The sequence below is a fragment of the Bradyrhizobium sp. 521_C7_N1_3 genome, from assembly GCF_052075975.1.
Lineage (GTDB): Bacteria > Pseudomonadota > Alphaproteobacteria > Rhizobiales > Xanthobacteraceae > Bradyrhizobium > Bradyrhizobium japonicum.
The window spans coordinates 9,715,157-9,737,867 of record NZ_CP197232.1; the positions used below are offsets into that span (position 1 = coordinate 9,715,157).

20 protein-coding genes are annotated in these 22,711 nt (G+C 65.6%); 5 read left to right on the forward strand and 15 right to left on the reverse strand.

Translation table 11 applies throughout. From position 1 onward, the window contains the following. Nucleotides 1-130: 130 nt before the first annotated feature. The 4 genes from phnE (AB7008_RS46145) to phnC all read right to left on the reverse strand — a co-directional run bounded on the left by phnE (AB7008_RS46145) (nucleotide 131) and on the right by phnC (nucleotide 3,751). On the reverse strand, nucleotides 131-979 hold the full coding sequence (gene phnE, locus AB7008_RS46145) for a phosphonate ABC transporter, permease protein PhnE (RefSeq protein ID WP_208084140.1): 849 nt from the start codon (nucleotides 977-979) through the stop codon (nucleotides 131-133). Next, the gene (phnE, locus tag AB7008_RS46150) at nucleotides 976-1,860 is read right to left on the reverse strand and encodes a phosphonate ABC transporter, permease protein PhnE (protein ID WP_028159113.1); all 885 of its coding nucleotides are present in this window, start codon (nucleotides 1,858-1,860) and stop codon (nucleotides 976-978) included. Before phnE (AB7008_RS46150) ends, phnE (AB7008_RS46145) begins: the two co-directional genes overlap by 4 nt. A 76-nt stretch (nucleotides 1,861-1,936) precedes the next feature. Beyond that, nucleotides 1,937-2,872, reverse strand: a complete 936-nt coding sequence (phnD, locus tag AB7008_RS46155; RefSeq protein ID WP_304491804.1) for a phosphonate ABC transporter substrate-binding protein — start codon at nucleotides 2,870-2,872, stop codon at nucleotides 1,937-1,939. A gap of 69 nt (nucleotides 2,873-2,941) precedes the next feature. After that, on the reverse strand, nucleotides 2,942-3,751 hold the full coding sequence (gene phnC / locus AB7008_RS46160) for a phosphonate ABC transporter ATP-binding protein (RefSeq protein WP_014491449.1): 810 nt from the start codon (nucleotides 3,749-3,751) through the stop codon (nucleotides 2,942-2,944). 174 nt (nucleotides 3,752-3,925) lie between these two features. On the opposite strand from phnC, the gene AB7008_RS46165 reads away from it, so the two are divergent. Genes AB7008_RS46165 through AB7008_RS46175 form a run of 3 tightly spaced genes read left to right on the forward strand, consistent with a single transcriptional unit; the run spans nucleotide 3,926 to nucleotide 6,504 of the window. Continuing rightward, nucleotides 3,926-4,597 (forward strand): chloramphenicol acetyltransferase, encoded by a 672-nt coding sequence (locus tag AB7008_RS46165; RefSeq protein ID WP_304491805.1) that lies wholly within the window; start codon nucleotides 3,926-3,928, stop codon nucleotides 4,595-4,597. After that, the gene (locus tag AB7008_RS46170) at nucleotides 4,594-5,787 is read left to right on the forward strand and encodes an alpha-D-ribose 1-methylphosphonate 5-triphosphate diphosphatase (RefSeq protein ID WP_441260998.1); all 1,194 of its coding nucleotides are present in this window, start codon (nucleotides 4,594-4,596) and stop codon (nucleotides 5,785-5,787) included. Before AB7008_RS46165 ends, AB7008_RS46170 begins: the two co-directional genes overlap by 4 nt. Nucleotides 5,788-5,805: 18 nt before the next feature. Continuing rightward, a complete protein-coding gene (locus tag AB7008_RS46175) occupies nucleotides 5,806-6,504 on the forward strand; it encodes a DUF1045 domain-containing protein (protein ID WP_304491807.1) in 699 nt (232 codons plus the stop codon). A gap of 3 nt (nucleotides 6,505-6,507) precedes the next feature. On the opposite strand, the gene AB7008_RS46180 is transcribed toward AB7008_RS46175, so the two are convergent. The 7 genes from AB7008_RS46180 to AB7008_RS46210 form a co-directional block, all read right to left on the reverse strand. Further along, nucleotides 6,508-7,116 (reverse strand): hypothetical protein, encoded by a 609-nt coding sequence (locus AB7008_RS46180; RefSeq protein ID WP_304494276.1) that lies wholly within the window; start codon nucleotides 7,114-7,116, stop codon nucleotides 6,508-6,510. Nucleotides 7,117-7,199: 83 nt separating this feature from the next. Then, a complete protein-coding gene (locus tag AB7008_RS46185) occupies nucleotides 7,200-8,600 on the reverse strand; it encodes a selenium-binding protein SBP56-related protein (protein ID WP_441260999.1) in 1,401 nt (466 codons plus the stop codon). Nucleotides 8,601-8,881: 281 nt separating this feature from the next. Next, nucleotides 8,882-9,820, reverse strand: coding sequence for a dihydrodipicolinate synthase family protein (locus AB7008_RS46190; protein WP_028159105.1), 939 nt, complete (start codon nucleotides 9,818-9,820; stop codon nucleotides 8,882-8,884). Between the two features lie 117 nt (nucleotides 9,821-9,937). Then, nucleotides 9,938-12,019, reverse strand: a complete 2,082-nt coding sequence (locus tag AB7008_RS46195; protein WP_028159104.1) for a methyl-accepting chemotaxis protein — start codon at nucleotides 12,017-12,019, stop codon at nucleotides 9,938-9,940. Between the two features lie 121 nt (nucleotides 12,020-12,140). Then, nucleotides 12,141-12,911, reverse strand: a complete 771-nt coding sequence (locus AB7008_RS46200) for an enoyl-CoA hydratase (protein WP_304491808.1) — start codon at nucleotides 12,909-12,911, stop codon at nucleotides 12,141-12,143. An 11-nt stretch (nucleotides 12,912-12,922) separates the two neighbouring features. Further along, nucleotides 12,923-13,372 (reverse strand): MarR family winged helix-turn-helix transcriptional regulator, encoded by a 450-nt coding sequence (locus AB7008_RS46205; RefSeq protein WP_304491809.1) that lies wholly within the window; start codon nucleotides 13,370-13,372, stop codon nucleotides 12,923-12,925. Nucleotides 13,373-13,417: 45 nt separating this feature from the next. Further along, nucleotides 13,418-14,071 (reverse strand): TetR/AcrR family transcriptional regulator, encoded by a 654-nt coding sequence (locus tag AB7008_RS46210; protein WP_304491810.1) that lies wholly within the window; start codon nucleotides 14,069-14,071, stop codon nucleotides 13,418-13,420. Between the two features lie 91 nt (nucleotides 14,072-14,162). Between AB7008_RS46210 and AB7008_RS46215 the strand changes: the two genes are divergently transcribed. Together AB7008_RS46215 and AB7008_RS46220 are read left to right on the forward strand one after the other, a co-directional pair. Next, nucleotides 14,163-15,413 carry an HlyD family secretion protein gene (locus tag AB7008_RS46215; RefSeq protein ID WP_304491811.1) on the forward strand — a complete coding sequence of 417 codons (1,251 nt, stop codon included), beginning with the start codon at nucleotides 14,163-14,165 and terminating at the stop codon, nucleotides 15,411-15,413. Beyond that, nucleotides 15,355-16,980 carry an MDR family MFS transporter gene (locus AB7008_RS46220; protein WP_439711274.1) on the forward strand — a complete coding sequence of 542 codons (1,626 nt, stop codon included), beginning with the start codon at nucleotides 15,355-15,357 and terminating at the stop codon, nucleotides 16,978-16,980. The genes AB7008_RS46215 and AB7008_RS46220 overlap by 59 nt, the downstream gene beginning before the upstream one ends. 49 nt (nucleotides 16,981-17,029) lie before the next feature. On the opposite strand, the gene AB7008_RS46225 is transcribed toward AB7008_RS46220, so the two are convergent. The 4 genes from AB7008_RS46225 to serA form a co-directional block, all read right to left on the reverse strand. Beyond that, complete coding sequence (locus AB7008_RS46225) at nucleotides 17,030-18,691, reverse strand: tannase/feruloyl esterase family alpha/beta hydrolase (protein ID WP_304491812.1); 1,662 nt, start codon at nucleotides 18,689-18,691, stop codon at nucleotides 17,030-17,032. Nucleotides 18,692-18,789: 98 nt separating this feature from the next. After that, entirely contained in the window at nucleotides 18,790-20,244 is a 1,455-nt protein-coding gene (locus tag AB7008_RS46230; protein WP_441261000.1) for a GntP family permease, read from the reverse strand. Between the two features lie 3 nt (nucleotides 20,245-20,247). Then, complete coding sequence (locus tag AB7008_RS46235) at nucleotides 20,248-21,267, reverse strand: patatin-like phospholipase family protein (protein WP_441261001.1); 1,020 nt, start codon at nucleotides 21,265-21,267, stop codon at nucleotides 20,248-20,250. Nucleotides 21,268-21,376: 109 nt separating this feature from the next. Continuing rightward, a complete protein-coding gene (gene serA, locus AB7008_RS46240; RefSeq protein ID WP_441261002.1) occupies nucleotides 21,377-22,621 on the reverse strand; it encodes a phosphoglycerate dehydrogenase in 1,245 nt (414 codons plus the stop codon). Between the last annotated feature and the right edge of the window lie 90 nt (nucleotides 22,622-22,711).

Genomic DNA, 22,711 nt, shown 5'->3' on the forward strand with positions numbered 1-22,711 from the left:
GCGGCTCTCTCCACGACACAGGGGCCGTAGGTGGGCAAAGGCGCACTTGCGCCGTGCCCACGATCTTTCTCGACATCTAGTCGGAGGTGGTGGGCACGCTTGCGCTTTGCCCACCCTACGGCAGTTGTGATCAGGCGACCGCCCGTCTCCCAATAATCGCAAACCGCAGCTTGCTCGAGATGAAATCGATCGCGGCCACTGCGACCAGAATCATCAGGATCAGGAACGACACCCTCTGCCATTCCAGCACGCGGATCTGCTCGGCGAGCTGGAGGCCGATGCCGCCGGCGCCGACGATGCCGATGATGGTGGCCGAGCGCGTGTTGGATTCGATGAAATAGAGCACTTGGCCGGCGATCACGGGCAGCACCTGCGGCAGCAGGCCGAAGCGGATCTCGTGCAAGGCGCTGCCGCCGGAGGCGCGGACGCCTTCGACCTGCTTCTGGTCGGCGCCCTCGATCGCCTCCGAGAACAGTTTTCCGAACGCGCCGAAATCCGACACGGCGATGGCGAGCACGCCGGCGAAAGGACCGAGCCCGACCACATTGATCCACACCAGAGCCCAGATCAGCGTGTCGACGCCGCGGATCGAATCGAGGAAACGCCTGATAGGAAAGCGCAGGATCTGCGAGGGTATGACGTTGCGAGCGGCGAGCAAGCTGACCGGAAGCGCGAACACGGCCGCAAGCGTCGTGCCGAGCAGCGCAATCGACAGCGTCTCACCTAGCGCCTTCAGATAGACCGGGAGCGAAGAGCCGGGATCGGGCGGGATCATCATCAGGCTGATCCAGCCGAGCTGGCTCAGCCCTGCGAAGAATCGCGACGGCGAGAAGTCGAGATCGACGAGGCCGTAAACCAGGATCGCGAAGGCCGCGACGATCATCGCGGGCATCGCGAGCCGCGCCGAGGCGGGGCGGTCGAACACATCGGGATAGCGCGCGCGAAGCTCTCGCGTGTCGACCTCCTGCGGCCTCGTCACGTCCGTGCCTCCTTGCCGAACAGACGGCCGCGCAGCCAGCCCGTGGTGATGTCGATGATGAAGACCGTGATGATGATGGTGAGCAGGATGGCACTGACGTCGGAGTAATAGAACTTGCGGATGGCGACGACGAGCTCCTGGCCGATGCCGCCGGCACCGACGAAGCCCATGACCGAGGCCTCGCGGACATTGATCTCGAAGCGCAGCAGCGCATAGCTGGCATAGCCCGCGGTAACCTGCGGCACCACGGCGAAGCGCATGCAGGAGAGCCAGCTCGCGCCGGTCGAGCGGATGCCTTCGACCGGCTTCATGTCGGCGTTCTCGACGATCTCGGAGAACAGTTTGCCGAGCGCGCCGGTGGAGTGAATCGCGATCGCGAGCACGCCGGCCATCGGCCCGAGGCCGAACGCGATCACGAAGATCAGCGCGAAGACGATGCCCGGCACGGTGCGGGCGAATTCGAGCAGGCGGCGCACCACGAAGCGCAGCCAGCGCGACGGCGATGTGTTCTCGGCCGCGAAGAAATTCAAGGCGAAGGCGAAGATCGCGCCGATCAGCGTGCCGACATAGGAGATCAGCAGCGTCTCGCCCAGCATCTTCAGCCATTTACGCCAGCCCCACAGCCACTCGCCGGCATCGGTCCAGACCCGCTGGCCGCTGTCGAGTGTGAGGATGCGGTCGAAATAGCTGATGAAGTTACCGAAATAGGTGAAAAGCGTGCGCAAATTCACTTCAGCGCCGATCGCGGCGAGAACCAGCGCGGCGGCGAAGATCACAACTCCCAACAGGAGGCGGAGTCGCTTGCGCGCGACCGCCCGGTCATAGGCGGCGTTCAACGCAGCCAGTTGCTGCTCGGGGAGGATCGAAACCGCGACGGTCATCTGGCCAGGAAAGGTGGTCGATCAAAGAGAAAGAGCCGGGTCCATCGACCCGGCCCCAGTGCTATCGTCCTGAAACTCAGGACGCCTTCTTCTTACGCAGTGCATCGACGAACTTGATCAGCTCGATCGTGCCATCCCAGTCCTTGGTCGTGGCGGGATGAAAACCCTTCTTCTGGCCGTCAGAGAGGCGGTCGAACGCGGCCTTGTCCTTGGCCGGCGCGTCGAAGAACGCCTTGGCGATCGCCGCCTTGGCATCTTCCGGCAGGTCGGAATTGTAGGCGTAGGGGCCGTTGATGATCGGCGCCGACTTGTGGATGATGCGGAAGTCGTCCTTCTTCATCGCCGAGCCGTCGGCATTCTTCAGCATGTTCTTGGTCAACATCTGCGCCAGCGTGGAATCGTCGTCGCTGGTCCACTGGTTGGCGGCGACGTCGACGGTGCCCTGCGACAGCGCCAGGATCGCGTTCTCGTGGCTGCCGGTGAAGACGACCTTGCTGAAATAGGTGTCGGCATCCGGGATGCCCATCTTGTCGAGCTCGAAGCGCGGCACATTGTTGCCGGAGGTCGAGTTCGGGTCGACCAGGCCGAGGTTCTTGCCCTTGAGGTCATCGACCTTCTTGTAGGCGCTGCTCGCCTTGACGAAGAACACCGAATAGTAGCCGGTCGAGCCGTCGGCGTTGATGTCGTTGGCGAACGCGTCGGTCTTGACGCCGGTCAGGCGGGCGCGCGCGAACGACGCCGAGCCGTAGCTGGCGATCTGGATGTTGCCGGCGCGCTGGCCTTCGATGACCGCGGCATAGTCGTTGGCGATACGCAGCGTGACCTTCACGCCCAGTTCCTTGGAGAGATAGCTCACGAACGGCGCCCAGCGCTCGGTGACGCCGGAGGCGTTCTCGGCCGGAACGACCGCGAAGGTTAGTTCGGGATATTTGGCTTTCCAGTCGTCGGCGGAAGCCGAGGTCGTGAACGCGAGCGCGGCGGCGCTGGCAAGAATGAGTCTGCGAGTGATCATGATACCCTCTTCATCGGTTGGGGTCGGTTGACGCGAAATTATCAGCAGGACGTGACAGCGCTGTGCCGCTCAGGCCGCCGCGGCCGTTCCGAGCGCCGGCACGCCCTCGGGCGCCGGTGCAGATGCACCGCCCATGACGTCGGCGGCTTCGAGATCGTAGAGCTCACGCGCGACGCGGTCGGTGAGCTCGGACGGCACGCCATCGAACACCACGCGGCCCTGCGCCATGCCGATCAGGCGATCGCAATAGGTGCGCGCCAGATCGAGCGAATGCAGGTTGCAGAGCACGGTGATGCCGAAATGCTTGTTGATGCGCAGCAGCGCATCCATCACGATCTTGGTGTTGCGCGGGTCGAGCGAGGCGATCGGCTCGTCGGCGAGGATGATGTCGGGCTGCTGCACCAGCGCGCGGGCGATCGCGACACGCTGCTGCTGGCCGCCGGAGAGCTGGTCGGCACGCTGGGCGGCGAGCGAGGCGATGTCGAACTGTTCGAGCGCCGACATCGCCAGCGCCTTGTCGTGCTCGGGCCAGGTCTGCGTCAGCGAGCGCCAGGCCGGCATCGTGGCAAGACGCCCCATCAGCACGTTGGTCAGCACATCGAGCCGGCCGACCAGGTTGAACTGCTGGAAAATCATCGCCGAGCGCGCCCGCCACTGCCGCAATTCCTTGCCGCGCAACGCCGTGACGTCGAGGCCGTCGAACAGGATGCGGCCCTGCGTCGGCGTCGCCAGGCGATTGATCATGCGCAGCATGGTCGATTTGCCGGCGCCGGAGCGCCCGATCACACCGACGAAGCCGCCGGGGGAGATTTGAAACGAAGCGTCGTCCACCGCGGCTTTTGCGCCAAAGCGGCACGTCAGACCTTCAACCACCAGCATAGAGGGCTCCAGAGTAGCTGGCTGCCACCGCTAACGCCGGCACTTGACACTTGTGTGACACGCGGATCGCGGTGCGGCGATCCTACACACCTCTTCCCCTGTCATCGCACCGTCATGACGCTGTCATCAGGCCGCTCGAAGAGGTATGCCCGCCCTCGACCTATCGGATGTAGCATGGCCGGCAAAACGCTCTCAATTCAACCGACCATCGACCCTTCGGCGAAGCTGCACGAGACCAGGCTCGGCACCTATACCGAAGTCGGCGCGCGCACGATCCTCACTGAAGTCACGATGGGCGATTACTCCTATGTCGTGAACGACGCCCAGATCACCTACACCACCATCGGAAAATTCTGCTCGATCGCGGCGATGACCCGCATCAATCCCGGCAATCATCCGATGCATCGCGCCACTCAGGCGCATTTCACCTATCGTTCCAGCGCCTATTTCCCCGGCGAGAGCGACGACACCGAGTTCTTCGACTGGCGGCGCCAGCATCACGTCCATATCGGCCACGACGTCTGGATCGGCCATGGCGCGATCGTGCTGCCGGGCCGCAACATCGGCACCGGCGCGGTGATCGCGGCCGGCGCCATCGTCACCAAGGACGTGCCGGCCTACACCATCGTCGCCGGCAATCCGGCGCGCATCGTGCGGCGGCGGTTCTCGGAAGACGTCGCCGGACGGCTGGCCCGGCTCGCCTGGTGGGACTGGGATCACGACAAATTGCGTGAAGCACTGCCCGATTTCCGCAAGCTCGGGATTGAAGATTTCCTCTCGGCATATGAAGCACGGGCAAGCTCCCTCACCCGTTCCCCTGCCAGCAAACGAAGCGCGGTCGCGTGACAGACATCTTCCTTGAGGGCGGCCGGGCCCTGATCGGCTCCGAGCTCGTCGAAACTTCCATTCTCGTGTCCGGCGCCGACATTGCGCAGGTCAGTGCCTCTCGCGGCCGTGCGCGGCTGGCGATCGATGCGCGCAACCTGCTGGTGCTGCCCGGCATCGTCGATCTGCATGGCGATGCCTTCGAGCGGCAGATGATGCCGCGCGCCGGCGTCGACTTTCCGATCGACGTCGCTCTCGCCGACAGCGACCGCCAGGCGATCAGCAACGGCATCACCACCGTGTTTCACGCCACGACCTGCTCGTGGGAGCCGGGCCTGCGCAGCGCCGGCAATGCGCGCGCCCTGATGGAGGCGATCGAGCGGCAGCGCCCGCAATTCGCCGCCGACACCCGTTTCCACCTGCGGCACGAGACTTACAATCTCGATGCCGAGACCGAGATCGACCAGTGGCTCGCCGAGGGCCGCGTCGACCTGTTCGCCTTCAACGACCACATGGACGGCACCGTTGCCGACATGGCCAAGCCGCGCAAGCGCAACCGCATGGTCGAGCGCACCGGCCTCTCGGGCGAGGAATTCGACCGGCTGGTCGAGCGTGTGCTTTCGCGCGCCAGTGAAGTGCCGGCTTCCGTGTCGCGGCTCGCCGCAACTGCTCGCGCGGCCGAGGTGCGGATGCTCTCGCACGACGATGCGACGCCGGCGATGCGGCGGGAGTTTCGCGAGCTGGGCGCTGACATCGCGGAGTTTCCGATCAACGAGGAGACCGCGCGGGCGGCTGCAAGCCAGGGCGATGCCATCGTCTATGGTGCGCCGAATGTCGTGCGCGGCGGCAGCCATACCGGCTGGACCCGGGCATCCGACATGATCGCGAAGGGGCTCTGCTCGGTACTGGCGTCGGATTATTACTATCCCGCGCAGCTGCTCGCCGCGTTCCGCCTCGCCGCCGACGGCGTGCTGCCGCTGACCGAGGCCTGGAACCTGGTGTCCGCGGGACCGGCCCGCGCGACCGGCCTCGCCGATCGCGGCGTGCTCGCGGAAGGACGCCGCGCCGACATGCTGCTGGTCGACGACAGCGTGCCGCTGCGGCCGCGGCTGATCGCGGTGGTATCAGGCGGAAAGCTCGTGCATCTCACCGATGCGACGCGACTGCTCGCTGCGGCGGCGACGCCGCGCGAGGCTGTTGTTGCGGCCTGAACCGGTTATGCTCGGGCAATGACAGATTTTCCCCGCTACGCGATCTACTTTGCCGCCGGCGCCGACAGCGCCCTCACCCGCTTCGGCGCCGAGCTGCTCGGCTACGATGTCTACACCGGTGACGAGGTGCCGTTCCCTGCCGACGCATCGCGTGTTGCGCCGGATTGGCGCGACGTCACGGCCGATCCCCGCAAATACGGTTTCCACGGCACGCTGAAGGCGCCGATGGCGCTGGCACCCGGCAGGACTGAAGCCGAGCTCGTCGCAGCCTGCGCGGCCTTTGCCGGCAAGGCGCGGCCGATGCCGTCGATCCGCCCGGTCGTCGACTCCATCAGCGGCTTCATCGCGGTGATTCCGACCGAGCCGGTGGGCGCGCTCCAGCAACTTGCCGCCGATTGCGTCCGCGAATTCGACGACTTCCGCGCGCCCATGACGGCGGAAGACCGCGCGCGGCGCAAGCCCGACAAGCTCACTGAGCGGCAGCGCGACTATCTCGACCGCTGGGGTTACCCGTACGTGATGGAAGAATTCCGCTTCCACATGACGTTGACGGGACGGCTGGACGCGGAGCGGCGCGGGCCGATCCTGGAGATGCTGCGCGCGAGATTTGCGGCGCTTGGTCTCGATACGCTGGCGATCGACCGGATCGCGCTGTTCAAGCAGGATGATGCCAGGGCGCGCTTCCGCTTTGTCGGCGAGTGGGCGTTGGCGAAGTAGGCCTCAGAGCCAGCTCGCGAGATTGAAGGCGAGCGCTACGGCGCCAACCAGAATGAGGCTGGTCGCCCAGATTGCATCCAGATTGAACCAGCTTCGCGCGACGAACCTCAATCCCAGATAGCGGTAGACCAGCCACGCCAGACATCCGCCGGCACTGACCATGGCGACAACGTGCACCAGGGACACCAGCACCGCCATCCCGAGACTTGTCTTCAGAAGACTTGCCTTCATCAGCGCGCCAGCCGCCTCATGGCCGGCATCGAGCTCGAAGGCCCGGCAGAGCCCGAGATAGATCGGCACGAGCATCAAGGCCGCGCCGTGAGCAATGGCAACGGCGAATGACCAGAGCGCCAATTGCGTGGGCGGAATTCGTGCCAGCGTGCGCGGATGGCGCCGCGCGATCAGCCGATAGACGCCGAAGCCGATGACGAGAAGGCTCGCGCCGAGCTGGATCGAACGCTGCCACTCGGCCAGCACGAGCAGGAACGCGAATGGCAGCAGCACGAGAAGTGTTGCCAGGAGATGTCCGGCCGCCAGCGCCCACAACGCCCGGAACAGCGCGCGCGGGCTCTTGTCCATGAGCCCGGCCGACACCGCCAGCGGCCATCCCATTCCCGGATTGACGCCGTGATAAAGACCGCTCGCGACAAGAGCGAGCCACAGCCAGCCGAGCGGCCAACTCCCGTGCTGCCAGCCTAGGCCGACGGGTAGCAAAAGGAGTCCGTCGAACAATCGCCGCCCTCCAGCCTGATCTGGTGCGCACGATATCCGTCGGGGAAGCTCACGAAATAGTCCTTGGCGAGCTCGAGGCCGCCGTCGCGACCGACATTGGCCATGACTTCCACGCCCGGAACTCCATCGGGATAGAATTGGTCATCCCAGGTGGAATACAGCGAATTGGTCCAGTACACGCGCTTGCCGTCGCGGCTGATCTCGACCATCTGCGGACCGGCCGCAAATGCCTTGCCGTTCGGATGGGGCGTGCGGCGCGCGATGCCGCCGATGTGAACCGAGCCGGCAAGCTTCGGCTTTCGCGGATCACTCACATCGTACTGGCGCATTTCACCCGTGCCCCAGCACGAGACATAGAGAAACCGGTCATCCATCGACAGGTCGATGTCGGTGACCAGCGGCGGCACGGCGCCAAATCCCTGCAGCAGCGGCGGGAGCTTCTCCTTTGGCGCGGGTTCGGGCGGGATCGTCGCCGTCTTCTCCGCATGGAATTTGCCGCCTTCGCGCCACCAGGTCCAGATCGATGCTTCGAGGTTGGTGGTGTCGACCACAACGCCCACGAAGCCGTATTCGCGAACCGGATCGTGCGCGGGCCGCACCTCCAGCGCCATCTGATGATTGGCGCCGAGGTCGATGGTCTGCACGTTGCGACGGGCGCGGAGATCCCAGAAGTGGAGACGATGGCCATATTTGTTCGCCAGCAGATCTTCCGCGACGATCCCGTTCTCGAACTGCGGCGGCAACGCCCATTCGCTCGTCACCATGTAGTCGCGCGGCAGGTTCCACCAGAAATCATAGTGCAGCGTCTGCGGACCGCGGTCGATCTCCCACCGTCCGAGAACCTCGAACGTCTCGCAATCCATGATGAAGACGCCTGGAGGCCCGTTGGTGCCGTCCTTGCCGCCGCCGCCCAGCGTGCTCACATAGACGCCGTCCGGCCCGCAATGGATGGTATGCGGCCGCGAGTAGCCGGTCTTCTTGAAGATTTCCTCGGGCTCGATGATCTTGTGGATTTTGGCTTTGGTCGGATCGGGCTTGGTATCGATGATGTAGATCCGCGACGAGCGTATCCCGGGGATGATGAGGTAGCGCCGCTCGATGAAGGCATGTCCGGCGAGCGGCGACAAGGCGGAGGAGCAGGGGTTCCAGCCGAAATGATGAAACTCATCGCCCTTGTTGGGCATCGTCACCGTGTGGACGATTTGGCTGTAGGTCGGCGATCCCGGCTTGACGTCGATGACCGCGAGAGCATCCGGTTTTGAGAAATCCGGACTGAGCAGCAGCGTGTAGGCAAAGTTCTCCGCTGGTGCTTCCATCGCCAGCTTGGGCGATGCGTGAAAGGTGGGATCCGGCCTCATCGTCATGGCACTGCCTCCCTGTTTCGTCGGCTCGCTCCAACCTGGCTCGGAATAGCGGCATAATGAAGAGCTGCCCAGCGACGTCTTGAGAAGCTCCGCAGACCTGGTCGGCGAGCGTACGATACGTCATCGCCGGCGTGCGGAAAACCGCCCGAACCGCGCTAATTCGACGCCCTCGGCCAGACGGAAGCCGGCGGGATCAGGACTGTGCGCACCTCACACTCGGCGTCGCCCCCGCGAAGGCGGGGACTGCAGAGAGACCTCGCGGCAACCGAGTGGGTCCAGCGCTACTTCCCCCACCGCAACGCCAGCGCATCTCGCTCCTTCGCCAGCTCCAGCAGCCCTGCCCGCGTTGCCGGGTGCAGCGGCTGGAGCGGATGCCGCACGGCGTCCGATTTGATCACGCCGCCGGCCTGCATCATGGCCTTGCAGGCGATCAGGCCGCATTGGCGGTTTTCGTAGTTGATCAGCGGCAGCCAGCGCTCATAGGCGGCCTTTGCCTCCTCGCGCTTGCCGGCGAAATAGGGATCGATGATCTGGCGGATGCCGTCGGGATAGCCGCCGCCCGTCATCGCGCCGGTGGCGCCGGCGTCGAGATCGGCGAGCAGCGTGATGGCTTCCTCGCCGTCCCACGGGCCTTCGATATCCTTGCCGCCCGCCTCGATCAGGCTGCGCAGCTTTGCAGCGGCGCCCGGCACCTCGATCTTGAAATAGCGGATGTTGGCGAATTCGCGCGCCAGCCGCGCGAGCAGCTCGACCGACAGCGGCGTTCCGGCGACAGGCGCGTCCTGGATCATGATGGGAATGTTGATCGCGCCCGAGAGCACCTTGAAGAATTCGACGATGCCCTTCTCGGGCACGCGGAAGGTCGCGCCGTGATACGGCGGCATCACCATCACCATGGCGGCCCCCGCCGCCTCGGCCTGCTGGCTGCGCGCGGCGCAGACGGCGGAGCTGAAATGCGTGGTGGTGACGATCACGGGAACCCGGCCCGCGACGTGCTCCAGCACCGCATGCATCACGGTTTCGCGCTCGGCATCGGTGAGCACGAACTGCTCGGAGAAATTGGCGAGGATGCAGAGACCATTCGAGCCCGCATCGATCATGAAATCGATGCAGCGGCGCTGGCCCTCGAGGTCGAGCTCGCCGCGCTCGTCGAAGATGGTGGGCGCGACCGGGAACACGCCGCGATAGGGGCGCTGGGCCTTGTGTGGGGTGACCGGCATCGAACTCTCCATCCTTGATACGTCTGTTGCTGCACTCCCGCAGCGGCACAGATGTACCCGCCGCGTGAAGCGGCGGCAATGCCGTTCGCGCGACGCCGGAATGGACGACGATCGAAGTTATGCGGTCTTCACGGCCCCCAAAAAGCCTTCGACCGCGACGCGAAGACGATCGGCATCGCCCGACATCTTCTTCACGGATTCGGACAGCACCGTGCCGGCGTTGCCGGTTTCCTGGTTGAGCCTGGCGACGCTGCCGATGGTGTCGGTGACCTCGCGGGTGCCCTGGGCTGCCTGCTGGAAGTTGCGCGAGATCTCGGTGGTGGCCGCGCGCTGCTCCTCGACCGCGGCTGCGATCGCCGTCATCTTCTCGTCGATGCCGCTGATGGCGCCCCCGATCGAGCGGATGGCGGTCACGGCTTGGCCCGTCGCGCCCTGGATCTCCTCGACCTGACGCGAGATTTCTTCGGTTGCAGTTGCGGTCTGCGCGGCGAGGCTCTTGACCTCGCCGGCGACCACGGCAAAGCCGCGGCCGGCTTCGCCCGCACGCGCCGCTTCGATGGTCGCGTTCAGCGCCAAGAGATTGGTCTGGCCGGCGATGGCGTTGATCATCTTCACGACCTCGCCGATGCGGCTCGCGGTCTGATCGAGGATCTCGACCGTCGCGTTGGTCCGCTCGGCCTGCGACACGGCTTCGCGCGCCTCGCGGGCGCTCAACTGCACCTGTGCGGAGATCTCGCCGACGGATGCGGAGAGTTCCTCGGTCGCGGCCGCGATGGTCTCGAGGTTGTTGGTGGCCTGCTCGGCCGCGGAGGAGACTGCCGCGGTCTGGCTGGTCGATTCCGAAACCAGAGTGCGCACATCGGTCGCGGTGGCATCGAGCTCCCTTGCCGAGGCAGCGACGCTGTGGATCACCGCCTGCACGGTGTCGTCAAAGCTGCGGCATGCGTCGTCCACGGTACCGGAGCGGGCGAGTTGCAGCGCCTGCTGCGATTCGCGTTCCTGGCCCAGCCGCTCGGCGGTCGCCGCGCTCTCGCGCAGGCTCTCGAGCGCGGCAGCCATGGTGCCGAACTCGTCCGGATATTTCGACTGCGGCACCGGCGTCGCGTAATCGCGGGCGCCGATTCGCGCGATGGCGTCGAGGATGGCGCGGACCGGGCGCATCAGGCGATTGCGCACCACGTAGACGCCGGCGAGGGTCACGGCGAGCGCGAGCAGAAACGCGAGCGACTGCACGATGAGGTTGGTGAGCGCCTTGGTCTGCACGGCCTCGGCACGCGCGATCGACTGATCCAGCGCCTTGGTCGCGACCCCGACAATGAGCGGGAACGGCGACTGGCACAGCGCATTCCACTCCGAAGCGGGCATCGCAGGCTTGCCGCTGCCGTCGAAATTCTTGGTGAGATCGCCGATCTGCTTCAGGACGCCATCGGTCTTGGCCTTCGCGTCCGACGCTGCCGTCACCAGCTCCGCCGTCACGTCGGGCGCAGCCAGCAACTCGGCCATGCCCGCCCAGCCGGAGGCGATCGTGCCGTCCCATTGCGCCACTGACCGCTTCTGGGCGTCGTCGAGCGGCTTGCTGCTGTTGACGTTCGAGCGGAGCGACGAGCAATGGATTCCATAGCGGTCGCGCACCTGCCAGGCGAAGCGGCGGACCTGGATCATGCGGGCGATGTAGGGATCGTTCATCCAGGCGCGGTTAGACACCGCGGTGGAGGCGAGGTTCGCCGTGTCGATGACCTTGGTGACGGCGTCGTACCAGGAATTGGTCCGCTCCATCTTGCGCTCGGCGCGCGGCAGCCTGGCCTCGTCGTAGAACAGCTGGAATTGCGGCGCGGCTTCGTTCCAGCGCTGCTTCAGCGTGCCGGCGAGCTCGTCGCGGCGTGCGAAATCGACGGTCGAGAGTGCAGCGCTGATCCCTTCATAGCCGCCCTGCTCGGCTTTCTCGGCTTCGGCGAGTTTAGCCTTGGGATCGTCCTCGCCAAGGATGGCGCTCTGGGCATCGCCGCGATTGTTGCGCAACGCGAGCACGCCATGGAAGATCGCCTTGTCGGCAGCGGCGAGCCGCGCCGTCTCGAGACTGTCGCTGTAGCGACCGAACGCTCCGAACATCTGGATCGCCGTAGAGGCCAGCGCACCGGCCGCCAGCAGGGCCATCAAGGTCAGGAGAAGCGAGCTTACCGATTTCTTAAACATTGCCATGAGTCAGGGGGCCTGCATTGTACTGCCGGCCACCCTGCATCGCGACATGCCAAGGATCGGTTAAGGTTTTAGTCAAATTGCCGGGAGTGCCCGGTCTGTAAGCGCTTCAAGACTAGCGAAATCAGGCAACCTTGGTGAAATCCGGCGGCCGGCGCTCCGCGAAGGCGGTGAAGGCCTCACGCGCCTCAGCGGTGCGCAGGCGCTGCGCGAACTGCTCGCCTTCGGCCTGCATCTGCGCGACCAGAGCCTCGCCGTTGCGCATCAGCTTCTTGGTGGCCGTGAGCGCGCCGGCCGGCTGGCGAGCGAGCCGCTGCGCCAGCGCGAGCGCCTCGGCATCGAGCTTGTCGAGCGGCACCACGCGATTGGCAAGGCCCCATTCCAGCGCCGACCTCGCCGCTACGGTCTCGCCCAGCGCGAACATCTCATAGGCGCGGGCGTAGCCGATGCGCGCCGGCATCAGCAGGCTCGAGGCGGCCTCCGGCACCAGCGCGAGGCTGACGAAGGGCGTCGACAATTGCACATTGTCGGCGAGCACGACGAGATCACAATGCAGCAGCATCGTGGTGCCGACGCCGACGGCACGGCCCTGCACGGCCGCGACCAGCGGCCGGGTGCAGCGCGCCAGCGACTGGATGAAGCGCACGACGTTGCGGCTGCCTTCGGACTTGCCGGCGGCGACAGCGGCGAATTCGCCGACATCGTTGCCGGCGGTGAACATGTCACCCTCGCCGCGGATCAGGATCACGCGGGCGGACGGATCGAACTCGGCGGATTCGATCGTGTCGGCGAGCTTGCCGTACATCGCATCCGTCAGCGCGTTCTTCTTGTCGGGACGCGCCAGCGTGAGGGTGAGAATTCCGTTGTTGTTCTCGATCCGGACGTGCTCGGTCATGGGTCTCTCCTTTATTCGTCTGAAGGTCTTGGAAACTTGTCCTGAATGCTGGTCAGCCAGCGCGCGACGATGTCGATCTCCGCGCTGGTAAATCCGTCTGTCAACGCGGCGTTGATCTGCGCCGCGTCGGTCTTCGCCTGCGACAGCACGGTGCGTCCCTTCGGCGTCAGCCATACGCGCCAGGCTCGACCATCCTCGCGATCGGCCCGCCGCTCGACCAGCCTCGCCGCAGCACTGCGATCGACGAGGCCTGAGATGCCGGCCGGCCCCATGTCGAGCGCCGCGCCCGCCTCGCCCATCAGCACGCCGTCCTGCTTGCCGAGGATGAACAACAGCCCCGCCTGCGCCGGCGTGACCTCGTTCTGCGGCTGCGCCGCCATCCAGCGCTGCAAGCGGCGCTGTGCGACGTTCAGGAGGTAAATGAGCCGATGATGCCTCGCTGCGGCTTCTTTATTTCGCATGCGAAATAGATAGCCGACCCGAACCGGATTGTCAAAGGGCGACCGCTACGCGGCGCGGCAGCCGTCGAGGAACAGGGCCACGCAGGTCTGCACGCGGCGCTCGATCTGCTTGCGTGACGGCAGCGGCATGCCGCCGTAGATCGCCGCGCGCTGCGGCGCCGACGCGACCATGCCGATCAGCATGCCGGCAACTTCCTCCGCATCCTCGATGGCGATGCGCTTGCGCTTGACCTGGACCCGCAGCCAGCCGGCAAGCGTCCTGACGGTGCGGAAAATGCCGTTGTTGTAGAAGTTGGCGGCGAGCTCGGGGAACGCTGCGGATTCCTGCAGCACCATGCGCTGCAACGCCACGACCTCCGGATCGAGCGCGAGATCGGCGCAGGCCAGCAGCGCTGCACGCAGGCCGGTCTCGATATCGACCTCGTCGCTTCCTTGCAGATCGACGGCGGAGAGCAGCTGCTCGAGCCTGTCCGCGCACATCGCCTCGAACAGCGCGGCCTTGCCCGGAAACAGGCGGTAGAGCGTCTTGGTCGAGATGCCGGCGCGGCGTGCCAGCTCTTCGGTGCTGGTCGCGGCGTAGCCGTCGACGGCAAACGCGTGGCGCGCGGCGTCGAAGACGATCCGCCTCGTCTCCTCGTCGCTGCGCAGTTGCGGCCGCCCGCGCGGACGGCATTCACCTGAAGGTTTTGCCTGAGCCATGCTTTTAAATGACGCCTGTCATTCCATTGACAATTCCAAAGCTAGTCTCATTTTGGAAATCGTCAAGTTTCCTAATTCAGGGGAGCCGGCCATGTCCGTCCACACCACCCCATCTGCTGCGACCCAAACCGCTATTCCCGCAACCGTGCGGGAGGGCGTGCTGCCCACGGCCCCGACCGGCGTCCGCCGGCAAAAGCTCAATCTCCGCAAGCTGTTGCTGATGGGAGCGGCAATCGTCGCGCTCGCCGGCGCAGGCTGGTATGGCTACGATTACTGGACCGTCGGCCGCTTCCTCGTCTCCACCGATGACGCCTATGTGAAGGCCGACAACACCACGATCGCGCCGAAGGTCAGCGGCTATCTCGACCGCGTCCTGGTCGGCGATAACGAGCATGTGAAGGCCGGCCAGGTGCTCGCCAGGATCGACGACCGCGACTTCCGCGTCGCGCTCGACCAGGCCAAGGCCGATGTCGCCGCCGCGAATGCGACGGTGACAAGCAAGCAAGCGCAGCTCGAGGTCCAGCAAGCGGTGATCGCGGCCGCCAAGGCGACCATCGACGTCGACACTGCTGCAAAGACCTTCGCGGAGCAGGAGAACAAGCGCTACACCGACCTCGCCAAGACCGGCTATGGCAGCGTGCAGAATGCACAGCAGGCGCAGGCGCGCGATGCCGGCGCCGATGCCGCGATCCAGCGCGACACCGCCAATCTCGCCTCAGCTCTGAAACAGGTCGAGCTGCTGAAGGCCGAGATCGTGCAAGCCAGTGCCGCGGCCGCCCGCGCGACCGCGCTTCAACATCAGGCCGAGCTCAATCTCAGCTACACCACGATCGTCTCTCCGATCGACGGTGTCGTCGGCAACCGCACCTTGCGCATCGGCCAATATGTGCAAGCGGGAACGCAGCTGATGTCGATCGTGCCGGCCGAGGGCGCCTATGTCGTCGCCAATTTCAAGGAGACCCAGCTCACCCATGTCCGGGCGGGACAGCAAGTCGAGATCGAGGTCGACACGTTCCCGGGCCAGGTCGTGCACGGTCATGTCGATTCCATCGCACCCGCCAGCGGCCAGGAGTTCGCCTTGCTGCCGCCGGACAACGCCACCGGCAATTTCACCAAGGTCGTGCAGCGCATCCCCGTGAAGATCGCGCTGGATGCCGAGACGCACTCTGCGATCGAGCTGCGGCCCGGCATGTCCGTGATCCCGACGATCGCAACCCGTTCAGCGCCGACCGCGCAAGCGGCAACGACGCCCAAAGCGAAGCTTGTTTCCGGAGGGTCGTGCCATGTCAAACAGCCTCACAATCTCGACGCCAGCACCCGCAACACCGGCCGCGACGCCTGATCGCGCCGCCAGCGATCCCAACCGCGCGAGCGCTACGGTCTGGATCGCCGTTTTCGCGGCGATGATCGGCGCCTTCATGGCGATCCTGAACATCCAGATCACCAACGCCTCGCTGCTCAACATCGAGGGCGGCATCGGCACCGGCGCCGACAACGGCTCCTGGATCTCGACGTCCTACCTGATCGGCGAGATCATCGTGATTCCGCTGACCGACTATCTGTCGCGGGTGTTCTCGTTCCGTAACATCATGCTGAGCTTCGCGACGCTGTTCGCCGCGTTCTCGGTCGCCTGTGCCTTCACCCACGATTTGCCCTCGATGATCGCGATGCGCGGCCTCCAGGGCTTCTTCGGCGGCGTGCTGATTCCGATGGCCTTCACGCTGGTCTTCACCAAGCTGCCGAAGGGCCAGCAGCCGATCGGCCTTGCCATGTTCTCGCTCGCCGTGACCTTTGCCCCGGCGATCGGGCCGACCATCGGCGGCTATCTCACCGAGAATTACGGCTGGCAGACCATCTTCTTCGTCAACGTGCTGCCGACCGCCGTCATGGTGACGATCCTGTTCTTCACCCTGGAGCGCCAGCCGATGAATCTCGGGCTGTTACGCGAGGGCGACTGGTTCGGCATCGCGACCATGGCGGTTGGCCTGGCCTCACTTCAGGCCGTGCTCGAGGAGGGCAACAAGGACGACTGGTTCGGCTCGCCCTTCATCGTCCGCCTTGCGATCATCGCCGCCGTCAGCCTGTCGCTGTTCATCTATAACGAGCTCGTGGTGGAGAAGCCGCTGCTCCGCCTGCGCCTCTTGACGCAGTGGAATTTCGGGGTCGGCACGATCGCTGCCGTGTTCCTTGGATTTGCGCTGTTCGGCTCCGTCTATCTGCTGCCGGCCTATCTCGGGCAGGTGCAGGGCTATAATGCCGAGCAGATCGGCAACGTGCTGGCCTGGACCGGCCTCCCGCAGCTCCTCCTGATTCCGTTGGTGCCGAAGCTGATGCAGCGCTTCGACGCGCGCTACATCGCGGCCGTCGGCCTGCTGCTGTTCGCCGCGAGTTCCTTCCTGAATATCGAGATGTCGCTCGACTATTCAGGCGACCAGTTCTTCATCCCCAACGTCGTGCGCGCCGTGGGCCAGGCCTTGACGCTGGCGCCGCTGTCGGCGCTCAGCCTCGGCAGTGTCGCGCCGCAGGACGCGCCGGCCGCCTCCGGCATCTCCAACATGATGCGCAATCTCGGCGGCGCCATCGGCACCGCGGTGCTTGCGACCATCGTCACCAAGCGCGAGCAGTTCCACTCCAACATCATCGGCCATTCCGTCACGCTCGGCCGTGAGGAGGTCCGTGCCCGCATCGCGCAGATGACCAATTACTTCATCGCGCACGGCGTGCCCGACCCCAACGCCGCGCGCGAGCAGGCTATCATCGCACTCGGCAAGACGGTGAAACGCCAGGCGCTGGTGATGGGCTATTCCGACACCTTCGCGGTGATCGGCGTGGTGCTCGTGCTCGCCGCGATCGCGGTGCTGCTGACGCTGCGGGTGAAGGCGGCGGCCGGCGGAGGCGGTGCGCATTAGAAGGTCTACTCCCTCTCCCCGTCCTTGCGGGGAGAGGTGAAGAGCCGCCTCACGGCGCGCAGGTGAAGCTGGACGCTTCCGTGACCGGGCCGCTCTTGTAACGCGGCCAGGACGGCCAGTGGCACAGCGGCATCGCGCGCAACACGGCAAATGACGGCGCCTCGACCTTCTGCTCACTGACTTCCAGATCGCCGGGCGCCTTGCCCTTCTCGACCCAGTCGACCAACGCGCTGAGCATGTCGACATTGGCGGGCGCGCCGGAGCCGACATGATCGACGCCCGGCGCGGTGTAGAGCCGCGCGAATTCCGCCGTCTCGGCCTTGCCGAGCTTGCGCTCGACGCTCTCGAAATAGCGGATGCCGGCATAGGGGCTCTGCGCATAGTCCGCCATGTGCTCGAGCATGATCAGCCGGCCGCCGCGTCCGCGAAAACGGCTGAGATCCGGATCGGTCGAATCCATCAGCTTCGAGACTTCGAGCAGCCGCGCCTTGTGGTCCTCCACCTTGTAGGTGGTGACGTCGAGCTTGGGATCACGCGCGAACACATATTGAATGCCGCCGGCGCCGTAGATCCAGGCGATGCCGTTGTTGGGTGCGGGCGGCTGCGCCGGCGGCGCGCTACCCAGCCACCACGCGGACCAGCCGCCGGTCGGCCCAAACGCCGGCGTATCCTCGCCAGAGATGCCCCAGCCCGGATAGTCATCGAGGTCATTGGCGAGCACGAACGGGAATTTGTAGGTCCCATGCAGCGTGCTGACTGCCTTGATCTGCGCCTCGGTCAGGCACTGATCGCCGGCCTTGCCGGCCTCGCAGCGCAGCGTCTCGACCTTGAACACGGCCTTGCAGGCCACGGGATCGTGCACCAGCGTCTTATCGGAGCCGTCGGCCTTGTCGCAGGCAGTGCGCACCGCATCGGCAAAGAGCTTGACTTGCGCCGGATTGATCCAGCCCTCGCCCATGGTCACAAGGCCCGAGCGCGTACCGGCATGCTGCAGGCCGACCCAGTTGATCACGGGCACGCGGGCGAAGATGCCGTCGAAATCGTCGGGGTAACGCTGGGCCATCGTGAGGCCTTCGCGGCCACCCTCGGAGGAGCCCATGAAATACATCTTCTCCGGCTTCTTGCCGTAGGCGCGCTCCATCAGCGCGACAGAAGCGTCGCGCACCTTCTTGTAGGCGCGGTGAGCGAAATTCTCGAAGGCTTCGTCGTTGAGTGCGAAGACCTGCGGCGGCTCGCCGGGCTTGGACTCATGGCCGGAGTCCGTGCCGTAGGTGACAAAACCGCGCGCCAGCGGCGACGGCTTGTCAAAGGGATAGGCCGGCGGCAGCCCAAGGCCAGTGATCAGCACGCCGTTAAAGCCGCCACCGCCATACTGGACGGAGCGCCCGTTCCATTCGACCGGAAGGTTGACCTGGAATTTGATCGGCGGCGCCTTGGGATCGGTCGGGTCGATGTGACCCAGCACCTTGCAGAAGGCAGGATTGGCGGGCGTGACGCGCCCAGACGGCGTCGGGCCGCGTTCGACGACCGCCAGGAGTGTCGGCGCCAACAATGTAGCGGAATCGATCTTCACGGCATCGGCGCTGCCGATGAGCCCTTTGCAGACCGTATCCGCGTCCTCAGCTAGCGTCACCGCCGACGCGCCGCTCGCGCTCATGGCTGCCATCGCACCCACGAGCCATGCACAGAGCTTCGCTCTCATTCGCGTCATCGTTTCCACCCGGCGTTCGCTGCTGATTGGATTTGGTCCGTTGGCCGCATTGAATGCAACCTTCGCCGTTCCGTCAATCGCTCACATTCGCATTCTGGTCAGAACGATCCCAGCGCGCTGCCCAAAGCGATCACGGCCACCAGCGCCAGCAGCGAGGTCACGATGCCGACCATCACGATGTCGAAATAGCTGTCGCGATGCGTCAGGCCGCAGATCGCGAGCAGGCTGACCACCGCACCATTGTGCGGCAGGATGTCGAGCGTCCCCGAGCCGATCACTGCCACGCGATGCATCAGCGCGGGGGCGATGCCCGTGCGCGCGGCGAGCTCGACATAGGTCTGGCCGAGCGCGTCCAGCGCAATGGTCAGGCCGCCCGACGCCGACCCGGTCAGAGCGGCCAGGATGTTGGTCGCAACCGCTAGCGAGACCAGCGGTCCGCCTTCGATCGCCAGCACCCAGTCGCGCACGATCGTGAACGCCGGCAGCGACGCGACGACCGCACCGAATCCGACGAGGCTCGCCACGCTGAACGCAGGCAGGACGGATGCATTGGCCCCGGCGTCCATTGTGCGGCGAAGCGCCGGCAGGCGGGCCCGGTTCAGCGCGATGGCCGTGACGATGGCCGCGGTCAGCGCGACCGCGACCGACCACACGCCCGCGACGGCCGCGAGCGTCGTTTCGCCAAAACGCTGCTCGGCGAGATAGCTGACATCGAGTCGCGGCAGCACCACGAGCGACATCACCAGATTCACCGTGACGACGACGATCAGCGGCGCAATTGCGCTCCACACGGGCGAAGGCCGCTCGCTGCGCTGACCGTGCTGGAGTTCTGCCGGATCGAACTCGCGCGCGGTCGTGGCGCGCTCGCGCACGAGCTCGTCGGCGGCGGCGCGCTCGGTCGCGTCCTCGATATCGTCGCCATAACCTTCTCCGGCACGGCGCGCCGCAGCTTCGGCGCGGTGGAGCCACCACAACCCTGCCACGAGCATGATGATGGAAGCGATGATACCGAGACCCGGCGCGGCGAACGGCGTCGTGCCGAAGAACGGCATCGGGATCGCATTCTGGATCGACGGCGTGCCCGGCAAGGCCGACATGGTGAAGGTCGACGTCCCCAGCACGATCGCAGCCGGGATCAGGCGACGCGGGATCGAAGCCGCACGAAACAGCGAGCGGGCCATGGGAACGATGACGAAAAACGCAACGAACAGGCTGACGCCGCCATAGGTCACCGCGGCACCGGCGAGCACCACCGCCAGGATCACGCGACGCTCGCCGAGGCGCTCCGCCATGAAGGCGGCAACCGACGTGACCGCACCGCTATCGTCCATCAGCTTGCCGAAGACCGCGCCAAGCAGGAAGATCGGGAAGAACTGGGCCAGAAATCCCGCCGCATGCACCATGAACACCTGGGTCAGGTTCGCAAGCAGCGGCTCGCCGCCGAACAACGCGGCAACGAGCGCCGCGAACGGCGCCAGCAGAAGCACGCTCCAGCCGCGAAAGGCGAACAGGACGAGCAGGGCGAGCCCGACGAGGAGGCCGAGAAGACCCATGTCTCAGCACTCCGACAGGAGGACGTCGAGATCGGCGGTCGATTGCCGGCCGATGTCGTGGCCGTGCGCGGCGAGAAACGCGTCCGCGGCCAGGCGCCCCTCGGCGCGCAGCATCGAGACGAACTCCCATTCCGCGTTGAGCTTTGACGAGGCGCCGAACCCCGCCAGCATGTCGCTCTTGATCCGGTGCGTCCGCATCTTCGCCCAGCGCGCGCCCTCGCCGCTGCCGGGGTCGGCGGCCTGGCGCAGCAGCGCGATCATGCGCAGCTCCTTCATCAGCGGCGAGTTGAAGGAGATTTCGTTCAGCCGGTTGAGGATTTCGGCCGCCGTCCGCGGCTCCTCCGGCCGCTCGGTCGGGTTGATCTGGACCAGGATGGTGTCGTGCGCGTCGCTCTCACGAATCAGCGGCGTGATGGTCGGGTTGCCAGCGAAGCCGCCATCCCAATAGGGCTCGCCGTCGATCTCGATCGCGCGGAACATGGTCGGCAGGCAGGCTGATGCCAGCAGCACATCCGCCGTGATCTCCGCGTTGCGGAAGATGCGGCCGCGCCCGGTGCGCACCCGCGTCGCGGTGATGAACAGCTGGATCGGCGAGCGCACGAGACGTTCGAAATCGATGCTCTCGGCCAGCACCGCGCGCAGAGGATTGTAACCGGTCGGATTGAGATCATAGGGCGAGAGCACCCGCGACATCAAATCGGTGAGGATGTAGGCCGGCGACGTATCGAGCGTCCAGCGCCCCATCAACCGATCGAGCGGCGAGCGCTGGAGCGGACTGAAGGCGGCAGCCTTCGAGACGCGGCGCCAGTATTTTTCGAGCGCGTCGCGCGCGCCCTCGGCGCCGCCGGCCGTCCAGCCATCCGCCAGCACGGCCGCGTTCATTGCGCCTGCCGAGGTTCCGGAGATCGCGGCGATGGTGAGCCGCTTCTCTTCCAGAAGACGGTCGAGCACGCCCCAGGTGAAGGCGCCGTGCGAACCGCCACCTTGAAGCGCGAGATCGATCAGTACGGCGTCCCGTTCCATCGCGGCACCCACGCAACTGAAGCTCAAATTCGACGTACTTTTTAGTACCCGAAGATGACAGCAGTGTAGAGAGCCGTGGCTACAGATTGCAACCGGAACGTGGGACGTTCTAGTGCTCGAATACCAGCCGTGCGCCAACCGTGCCCTCGAGCGCCCGGATCTGCGCAAGCAGCGCGGCCGAATCCTCACCCCCGAGATCGGCGTCGAGCACGACGTAGCCGAGGTCGCCGGCGGTCTCCAGATATTGCGCGACAATGTTGATGTCGCGCTGGAGGAAGACCTCGTTCAGCCGCCGCAGCATGCCCGGCACGTTGCGGTGGACATGGCTGAAGCGCGCTCCGGCGGGACGTAAGTGCAGTTGCACCTCCGGGAAATTCACCGCGCCCATGGTCGATCCCGTGATGAAATAGTCGACCAGTTTTCGCGCGACTTCCCCACCGATGCGCTCTTGCGCCTCCTCGGTCGAGCCGCCGACATGCGGGGTGAGGATCACGTTGTTGAGGCCCTGCACCGGGCTCTTGAATCGTTCCGCGTTCGAGGACGGCTCAACCGGGAAGACGTCGATCGCAGCGCCCGCGATGTGACCGTCACGCAAGGCGCCTGCGAGCGCATCGAGATCGACGACGGTACCGCGGCTGTTGTTGATCAGGAACGAGCCTGCTTTCATCGCCCGCAGCTCCGTCTCACCGATCATGCCTGATGTCTCCGGTGTCTCCGGCACGTGCAGGCTGACGACGTCGCTCTGCGCCAGCAGCTCTTCGAGCTTCTCGACCGGCTCGGTATTGCCGTGTCGGAGCTTGTCGGTGCGATCGTAATAGATCACGCGCATGCCCATGGCTTCAGCAAGGGTCGAAAGCTGCGAGCCGATATTGCCATAGCCGACGATGCCGAGGGTGCGGCCACGCACCTCGCGGCTGCCGGCAGCGGACTTGTCCCAGCCGCCTTCATGGGCGGACACCGAGCGCGGAAAGATCTGACGCAGCAGCATCACGATCTCGCCGACCACGAGTTCCGCGACGCTGCGCGTGTTGGAAAAGGGCGCGTTGAACACGGGAATGCCGCGCTTGCGCGCTGCCAGGAGATCGACCTGGTTGGTGCCGACGCTGAAGCAGCCGACCGCGAGAAGCCCGTCCGCGGCCGCGAGCACCTCGTCGGTGATCTGGGTGCGCGAGCGGATGCCGAGCAGCGACACGCCCTTCAGCGCGCGCCGCAGCTCTTCGCCGTCCAGCGCCTTGGTCAGCCGCTCGACATTGGTGAAGCCCGCGCTCCGGAACAGGTCGACAGCGCTGTCATTGACGCCTTCGAGCAACAGCGCCTTCGCGTTCCGCTCGGGGCTTTGGCCTGGGGCTGGCATGGAATCTCCGTAGGTCACAACTTTGCCGCAGCTCATAGACCGCGGGGGAGATGCAGCACAATAGGGTTCGGATATGGGGAGAAGATGGCG